This window comes from Phormidium tenue FACHB-1050, assembly GCF_014696925.1.
GTDB lineage: Bacteria > Cyanobacteriota > Cyanobacteriia > Pseudanabaenales > Pseudanabaenaceae > Pseudanabaena.
In genome coordinates, this window is the sequence record NZ_JACJQY010000086.1 from 1 (window position 1) to 8,072 (window position 8,072).

General features: G+C 40.9%; 5 protein-coding genes and 1 pseudogene. All 6 read left to right on the forward strand.

Annotated elements, in window-relative coordinates:
* Positions 1–93: 93 nt before the first annotated feature.
* On the forward strand, positions 94–1,113 hold the full coding sequence (locus tag H6G05_RS24835) for a CHAT domain-containing protein (protein WP_190582656.1): 1,020 nt from the start codon (positions 94–96) through the stop codon (positions 1,111–1,113).
* A 109-nt stretch (positions 1,114–1,222) separates the two neighbouring features.
* Entirely contained in the window at positions 1,223–2,197 is a 975-nt protein-coding gene (locus tag H6G05_RS24840) for a hypothetical protein (protein ID WP_190582658.1), read from the forward strand.
* 264 nt (positions 2,198–2,461) lie between these two features.
* Entirely contained in the window at positions 2,462–3,262 is an 801-nt protein-coding gene (locus H6G05_RS24845) for a hypothetical protein (protein WP_190582660.1), read from the forward strand.
* A gap of 290 nt (positions 3,263–3,552) precedes the next feature.
* A complete protein-coding gene (locus H6G05_RS24850) occupies positions 3,553–6,147 on the forward strand; it encodes a tetratricopeptide repeat protein (protein WP_190582663.1) in 2,595 nt (864 codons plus the stop codon).
* A 102-nt stretch (positions 6,148–6,249) separates the two neighbouring features.
* Complete coding sequence (locus H6G05_RS24855; RefSeq protein WP_190582664.1) at positions 6,250–7,929, forward strand: tetratricopeptide repeat protein; 1,680 nt, start codon at positions 6,250–6,252, stop codon at positions 7,927–7,929.
* 28 nt (positions 7,930–7,957) lie between these two features.
* Positions 7,958–8,072: pseudogene (locus H6G05_RS25515) on the forward strand (IS701 family transposase); the annotation flags it as partial.

The window sequence follows — 8,072 nt, forward strand, 5'->3', positions numbered from 1 at the left end:
AGTTAAGTTCTTTTTTGAGTTTTTTACTAATCGTCAAATCTTTAATTTCCCAAAGCTTTTTACCTATGGCTTTTTATCACAACTCATTTAGGATTGCTATATCTCCAAAAGATCCCTCAAGGCACAGCTTTACTTTATCCCTTGATTTTAGGTGACAGACTCGAAATCAGCCTCTTCTCACCCAACACCTTCCCCATCAGCCGCACCGTCAAAATCTCTCAAAAAGAACTAGAAACCCTAGTGATTGATTTTAGAGCGGGACTTCTTGATGCTGGCTCTGAAGATGTCAAAGAACCTGCGGCACAACTCTACCAATTACTGATTAAACCCATCGAAGCCGAACTAATACAAGCCAAAGCCACCACAATCCTCTATGCACCCGATGGCATCTTGCGATATATTCCCATAGCTGCACTCTATGACGGCAAACAATGGCTAGCAGAGAAATATCGCATTAATAATTTAATCGCCTACAGCCTCTTCGACTTTTTTGCACAACCTAAAAACTCACCCAAAATCCTCGCAGGAGCTTTTGGCGGTAAAGCAGGAGAGAAGAAGTTTGGACAAACAGCCTTACCTGCAACCCTTAAGGAAGTTCAAGCGATCGCAAATTCATTTCAAAACTCAGTTACTTTAACCGAAGAGAACTTTAGCCGCCAAGCGATCGAATCAAAATTCAAAAATCATAATATTCTCCATCTTGCCACCCATGCCGAATTTAACATAGGCGTTCCAGATAACTCCTTCATCATTTTCGGCAACGGTGACAAAATCCGCCTCAATGAAATCACTGATTGGCTAATCCCAAACATTGATTTGATTGTGCTAAGTGCTTGTCAGACTGGAGTTGGTAAGCTCGGTGATGGTGTGGAAATCTTAGGTTTTGGTTATCAAGTTCAGAAAGCAGGAGCAAAAAATGCGATCGCCTCCCTCTGGAAAGTTGATGACGAAGGGACTCAAGCTTTAATGGAAGCATTTTATAGTGAACTCAAAAAAGATGATGTCACATCCACAGAGGCTTTACATAGAGCGCAAGTTGCTTTGATTAAATCCCCCCAATATAATCATCCTAATTATTGGTCAGCATTTTTTGCGATCGGCAATGGACTGTAAATCAATAGTCGCAAAATGGAACAAAAAAGTCCATTTTGCGACTATTGATTGAGTTTGAGACAATATTAACTTGAAGGATATTTGAATGAACTACTGCAAAATCGTAATAATGACCATAGCGACCTTAGTACAGGCTTGTGCATCACCACCGACAACAAATATAGATAATCAGCAGACATTACAACGACAGATAGTAGGATCGTCTGAAGGGAATAATCAGATAGCAACTAATCTCGATAACAAGCAAAGTAATATTAGTTCTAATGGAAATCCAAGTATAGATAATCAGAACCTAGAAGCTGCAAAACAGAGTAACGCTAGCCTTCCTATTTCATGCACCAAAGATGAATATAAAAGCTTTTTTGAACAATTTGTACGCGGTCAAGATGATCAAGGTAATGAAATACGCCATACCTTTACTGCTGCTTATATACAAGTTAGAGATTATCAAACCCCTAGCAAATTATTAGAGACTTTGAGTAGAAACGATGATGAATTCAGTATTGATCTTAGAGATTATCGATGGGTGCAACTAGTTCCTTCACGAGTTGATAATAGTCCCTATACTCGACTAAAACTGGATATCCAAAAAGTTGATGACAAAACATTTCGGGTGGACTACATCAAAGCTCAATATCAATATTCAGGTACTGGTACTAATCAAGATGAGAGCCTTATTAAAACCTATGGAGAACCGAATGCCTATATCTTTGAGCATCGTAATGGGTGCTGGAATCTGACACAGAAATTACAATCGATCGCGCGATCGCACATTGAACCTACAACAGACAGCCAAGCCGTTATCGAAGCTGTTGTCAGAAAAAATATGGATTACGCAGATTTGCGAAATATCTTACTCAAAAATGGTTGGGTTCCCTTAGTCAGTCCCCAATGCAAGACCAATGTTGGCGGAACTGCTACTGTCTGTGATAGTAGCCCTGAAGTGGAATCTTGTAGTGGCGATGGGTATTGCCTGATGTACTTTGTCCATGAAGCCGCTGGCTTAAAAATATCAATCACAACCTATGGGAGAAAATGGTACGTAACCCAATGGTCATTCAGCAAATTTTCACCCCCTAGATAGGAAGGCTGAGGCGCACGCTGGGCGTGCGCTACAGCTTTTTTGTTTTTTATTGCGCCGTTTCCAAATGTGCAACCATGACTTGTTTGTTTATGGGGTGTTTTATACTTAGGGCTTGCTGAAAAAGCAAGAAAATTGTACAAGTAAGGTTTTTCAAGCGTCTGATTGATCTAGGAATTATTCAGGAACATAATTTTATGATAAAAGTCAGGGATGTAGATTGAAAACACAAATTTGAACAGATATTTTGAGCTTGTGAGGTTTTAAATGCAGAGAATTAACTTGAGACGCTTTTTATTGTGTGGTGCAACGGTAGCGATCGCGCTATCTGGCGCTAAATCGGTTAATGCTCAAGGGATGGATGTTCTTTTTGGGCAAGCCTATAACACATGGCAAGGTTGGAGGAACGATGCCCAGAAGGTTCAGGAGATTAGGGCTAGACCTAGTAAACTTCTGGGTGAGGGCTATGTTGACCGAGATGCACAGAGACTAGAGGCAAGCCTTCTCTCAGCCACATCGATTGTGCAACAGCAAATAGAACTGCTCAATAATCCTGAGTATATTCTGTATCTATCGGGGCACTGGAGGCTATATCCAACTCCTCAAGGTCAAAAATCGGGCGAGTTTTGTAGTGCTTTCTTCTCAAGAAACGGGGTAATGCTCACTTTGTCTGGACCCGGTGGGGATTATAAAGGGGCGCTCCTCACTTTTATGTCAACAGATATTCCCAAGCCTGACAAGATGGAAACGGTAAAAGTCACCCTCACTCAAGATGATGAACCTTCCGTAACGACGCACGCATTCAATTACTCTCCTCCTAATATGCCATTTGGGGCGATTGTTTTTGCGGTTCCGACTATAGATGCGGCTTTGTCTAACATGAAAGATGTTCAAGTTTTTAAGGTAGAGATGAATGGCAAACCCGTTGCGAAGATCAATTGGCATAGCGGGCTAGCTGCAAGTAGAGAACTGCGTAGGTGTGTGAATGGACAACCCTATACGGTGACAACTATCGACATTATGCCGACGAACATGAAGTACGATTACGACCGTAATAGAAAAAAGTGATTATGGTAACAACTATCGACATTATACCGATGAATATGAAGCGATGAATATTGCGGGAGACATTGATCTCTTCTGAACTCAAGAGACAATTTACTGATGTTACGTGAAAGTTTTTAAGACCCTCACCCCTAGCCCCTCTCCCAAAGGGCGAGGGGAACAAGAATTTTCTAGGTTTTGCTCCTCTCCTCTCTGGGAGAGGGAACTGGGGGGTGAGGGCAATCTTCATTCTACGTAACAACAGAATTTACTGGAAATGCATTGAGTTGAAGCTAAGTTATTTTGAGGTTTTTATGCGTAAGATTTGGAGTGCCACTATTTTGACGGTATTGCTTGGTTTGCCTTTGCAGATAGTGATAAGTGAAGAAGCTCGATCGCAGCAATCGCTCCAATCACGTAAGGCTGAAGCTGATAATCTATTAGACCAAGCCATTGATCAGAGGCAAATTAAAGACTATCAAAATGCAATTCAGTTCGATTTGAAAGCTCTGAGTATTTGTCGTGAGATCAAAGATATTCAATGTGAAAGTTTTGCCCTTAATGGATTGGGAATTTCCCACGATCGCCTTGGACAATACCAACAAGCAATTGATTACCATCAGCGATCTTTAGCTATCTTTAAGCAGACAGGTAATCTCAAAGCGGAAGGATCAGCACTTAATAATCTGGGGCTTGCCTATGACAGTCTCAAGCAGTATCAGCAAGCCATTGATTTCTATCAGCAATCTTTAGCTGTCAAACGGCAAATTGGCGATCTTAAGGGTGAAGGGAATACTCTCAGAAGTCTAGGCAATGCCTATAACCGTCTCGGACAGGCGCAAAAGGCAATTGACTTTAATCAGCAATCTTTAGAGATATTTAAAAAAATTGGCGATCGCTATGGTGAAGCCGCCGCAATCAACAATTTGGGCAGTATCTACTTCGAGCTAGAACAGTATCAGAAAGTGCTGGATTTTAATCAGCAATCTTTGGAAATATTTAAAAAAATTGGCGATCGCAATGGCGAAGGGAAGTCTCTTTTTAATCTTGGCAATGCCTATAGAAAGCTTGGCAAATACCAAGAAGCCATCGATTTTTATCAGAAAGCCATAGCACTCTTTAGACAAGAAAAAGTTAGCGATCGCCATATTGAGGGTGACTCGTTTAAGTATATTGGTGATGCTTACCGCAGTTTAGGACAGTACCAAAAATCGACTGATGCTTATGCTCAGTCCTTAGCATTTTTTGTGAAGATGGGCGATCGCCATAGCGAGAAAGATCTACTCAATGATTTGGGAACTGCATACATGATTGTAGGAGAGGCTCAGAAAGCAATTAACTTTTATAATCGCTCCTTAGAAATTGCCAAACAAACTAAAGATATTAGTGGAGAGGGGAATTCCCTAATCGCTATTGGCAATCGCTACAACAGTATTGGTCAGTATCAAAGAGCCTTGGAATTTTATCAACAAGCTTTAGTGCTTAAAAAGCAAGACGGAGATCGTCAAAGTGAAGCTAAGTTGTTAGGAAATTTGGCTAATACGTACGACTATTTGGGCGATTATCAAAAAGCGATCGGTTTTAACCAGCAATCTGTTGATATTTTTAGAAAAACAAACGATCTTGAAGGGCTTGGTAAATCCTTAAACAACTTGGGTAGTGCCTACAATAGTTTGGGTAACTACTCCAAAGCCATTGCTTTCCATGAGCAGTCTTTAGCCATCTCCAAGCAGCTTAGGTATCCTAGTGGCGAGGCTACGTCATTCAATAACTTGGGAAATATATATCGAGGTTTAGGGCAAATCCAGAAGGCGATCGAGTTATATCAGCAATCCCTAGCAATTAATAAAACTAACGGCGATCGCAATGGCGAAGGAATTTCGTTAGGCAATTTGGGGAACACCTACATTAGCCTCAAGCAATATCCACAAGCAGTAACTTTTTACCAACAGGCTCTATCAATTTTTCAACAACTTGGCGATCGCAGTAAAGAAAGTCTCTCCTATAGCAATTTAGGATATGCTTTTTCTCAACTCAATCAACCCGAAGTAGCAATTCTCCTTTATAAACAATCAATCAATGTACGTGAATCGATTCGCAAAGATATTAGAGGACTCAGCAAGGAAACTCAAGCATCCTATCTAGGAACTGTTGCTTCGAGCTATAAAGATCTTGCCGACCTTCTCCTTAAGCGGGGAAGAATCATGGAAGCTTTGCAAGTTCTCGATTTGCTCAAAGTTCAGGAACTGGAAGACTATCTCAAAAATATCAAAGGCAGCGATCGCACAGTTCAAGGGGTTAAATTTTTAGCGGCCGAGAGAGCCATTAGCAGTCAGCTTTCAGGGATTAGCGTTGAGAAAGGCGGAGAGATTAATCGTCAACTTGCAGACCAGATCAAGCAACTACCAGCCTCAGAAATCAACAAAGTTCCAGACTATCTTCAACAGATTCCTCAAGGAACAGTTCTACTTTATCCCTTGATTTTAGGCGATCGCCTCGAAGTCATTCTCTTTTCGCCCAATAGTTTACCAATTAGTCGTACCGTCAATATCTCCAAAGAAAAGCTAGAAGAATTAGTCCGAGAATTTAAAGCTGGACTTATTGATGTAGGTTCCGAAGATTACAAAGAAGTGGCTACCTCTCTCTATAATCTCCTTATTAAACCTATCGAAGCCGAACTCATCCAAGCCAAAACGCAAACGATTCTCTATGCACCTGATGGCATCCTCCGTTATGTTCCCCTTGCAGCGCTAAATGATGGCAAACAATGGCTTAGTGAAAAATACCGCATTAGCAATCTGATTGCTTACACACTCTCAGACTTCTCGCCCAAGCCCAAACTTCAGCCAAATATTTTAGCAGGTGCATTTGGTGGTAAAGCAGGAGAAAGAAACCATCGTGTGTTTTAAACCCCTTACTCTTTTTAAATGTACAATTATGAGGCAACATTCTAAATTCTAATTGTCTAAAGTAAGGTTATGGCTACAAAGGCTTCCTCTCTAGTGTTGGTTATGACATTTGTAATTTTTGGTTTGGTGATGCCACCTGATTTTCCAAAGATGATTGGGCTAGCACAGACAACCAAAAACACTGAGACAGAAGCAAACAAGCTGATCGAATTAGGACATCAGCAAATTGACAAAGGTCAATACCGTGAAGCTTCACAGTCATTTCAAAAAGCATTGGATATCTATCAAGCTATAAATGATCGAGAGGGGGTAGCCTTTGCATTGAGCGGTCTAGGTAGAAACCATAATAGTTTTGGACAATATCAAAAAGCCATTAGTTTTTATCAGCAAGCTCTAGAAATTGCCAAGGAAACCAGCGAGAGTCATGTTGAAGCAAGCTCTTTAAATGGATTGGGAGAAGCTTACGACAATCTTGGACAATATCAGAAAGCAATAGACTTGCACCAACAATCCTTGTCTATTTTCAAGCAAATTGGCGATCGCGATGGAGAAGCAGATTCGCTCAATGGACTTGCTGATGTCCACGAAAGCTTGGGGCTGTACCAAAAAGCGCTTGGTTTCTATGAGCAGTCTCTAGTAATCAGAAAACAAACTGGCGATCGCGTTGGAGAAGCCTACTCGCTGAATGGATTGGGATATATTTATGACAGTTTAGGACAGTATCCCAAATCAATTGAACTGCACGAGCAATCTTTAGTAATCAGAAAACAAATTGGTGATCTTAAGGGGCAGGGAAATTCGTTCTACACTCTAGGCAGCACGTACAGCAGTTTAGAGCAATATCAAAAAGCCATAGGTTTCTATGAACAGTCTTTAGAAATCTTCAAAAAAATTGGCGATCTCAACGGCGTAGTATACGCTCTCAATGGGTTGGGCTATGCCAATGGTGGTCTTGAGCAATATGCAGAAGCCATAGATTTATTGCAGCAATCTTTGACAGCATCTAAGCAAATTGGCGATCGCTACAGCGAAGGATATTCGCTCGAACATTTGGGACTAGCCTTTAGCAACCTTAATCAAACTGAACTTGCGATTCTCTTTTATAAACAGGCTATCAACGTTCATGAATCAATTCGTAAAGACATTCGCCAATTACCTAAGGAAGTGCAAAAGTCATATCTTGCCACTATCGAGGGTAGTTATCGTCAACTTGCTGACTTACTGCTCAAGCAAGATCGGATTTTTGAAGCTCAGGAGGTTTTAGATCTGCTCAAAGTCCAAGAACTCAGTGACTATCTTCGCACTGTGCGTGGTAATGATAAAACCGAAAAAGGCTTAAGCCTCCAAACTCCTGAACAAACTATCATCGCTTTAGCGATCGAACTCAATAATCTCCAACAAAAAGCTCGCGACAATAAATTATCAGCTTCAGAACAACAGCGCCTGAGCCAACTCGTACAATCAGAACAAAATCAAAAGAAACAATTTAATGCTTTTCTCAATAGTTCTGAAGTGCAAAAGCTCATAGAAGAACTACGTCGTAATGAAAAACAAACCATCGATCCTGAAAATCTCCATAATCTGCGAAAAGACATTCTTGCCCAGAGTCCCAATGCAGTGATGCTCTATCCACTTGTTCTTGTAGATCGTCTTGAATTAATCTTGATTACTGCGAAAACACCACCAATCCGCCGCACTGTCAAACTCAAACGCGAAGAGCTGAATCAAGAAATTATCGATTTTATAACTGATGTTACGTGGAAGGAAAACAGAGTAGAGTAAAGATAGGCTCAAAAAGAGGCTAAAAGGTATGGACAGAAAGTTCTTAGACCTATACTCAGATTACCTAATCAGTAGTTTCGGAAAGGTGACCGCAACAGGACTATCAGAGTTACTAGATGGCGAATTAAGCCATGACCAAATTA

Excerpts from the sequence above, each read along its gene's own strand:
- H6G05_RS24855 (WP_190582664.1), top strand. The coding sequence starts at position 6,250 with ATGACATTTGTAATTTTTGGTTTGGTGATGCCACCTGATTTTCCAAAG.
- H6G05_RS24840 (WP_190582658.1), top strand. The coding sequence starts at position 1,223 with ATGACCATAGCGACCTTAGTACAGGCTTGTGCATCACCACCGACAACA.
- H6G05_RS24845 (WP_190582660.1), top strand. The coding sequence starts at position 2,462 with ATGCAGAGAATTAACTTGAGACGCTTTTTATTGTGTGGTGCAACGGTA.
- H6G05_RS24850 (WP_190582663.1), top strand. The coding sequence starts at position 3,553 with ATGCGTAAGATTTGGAGTGCCACTATTTTGACGGTATTGCTTGGTTTG.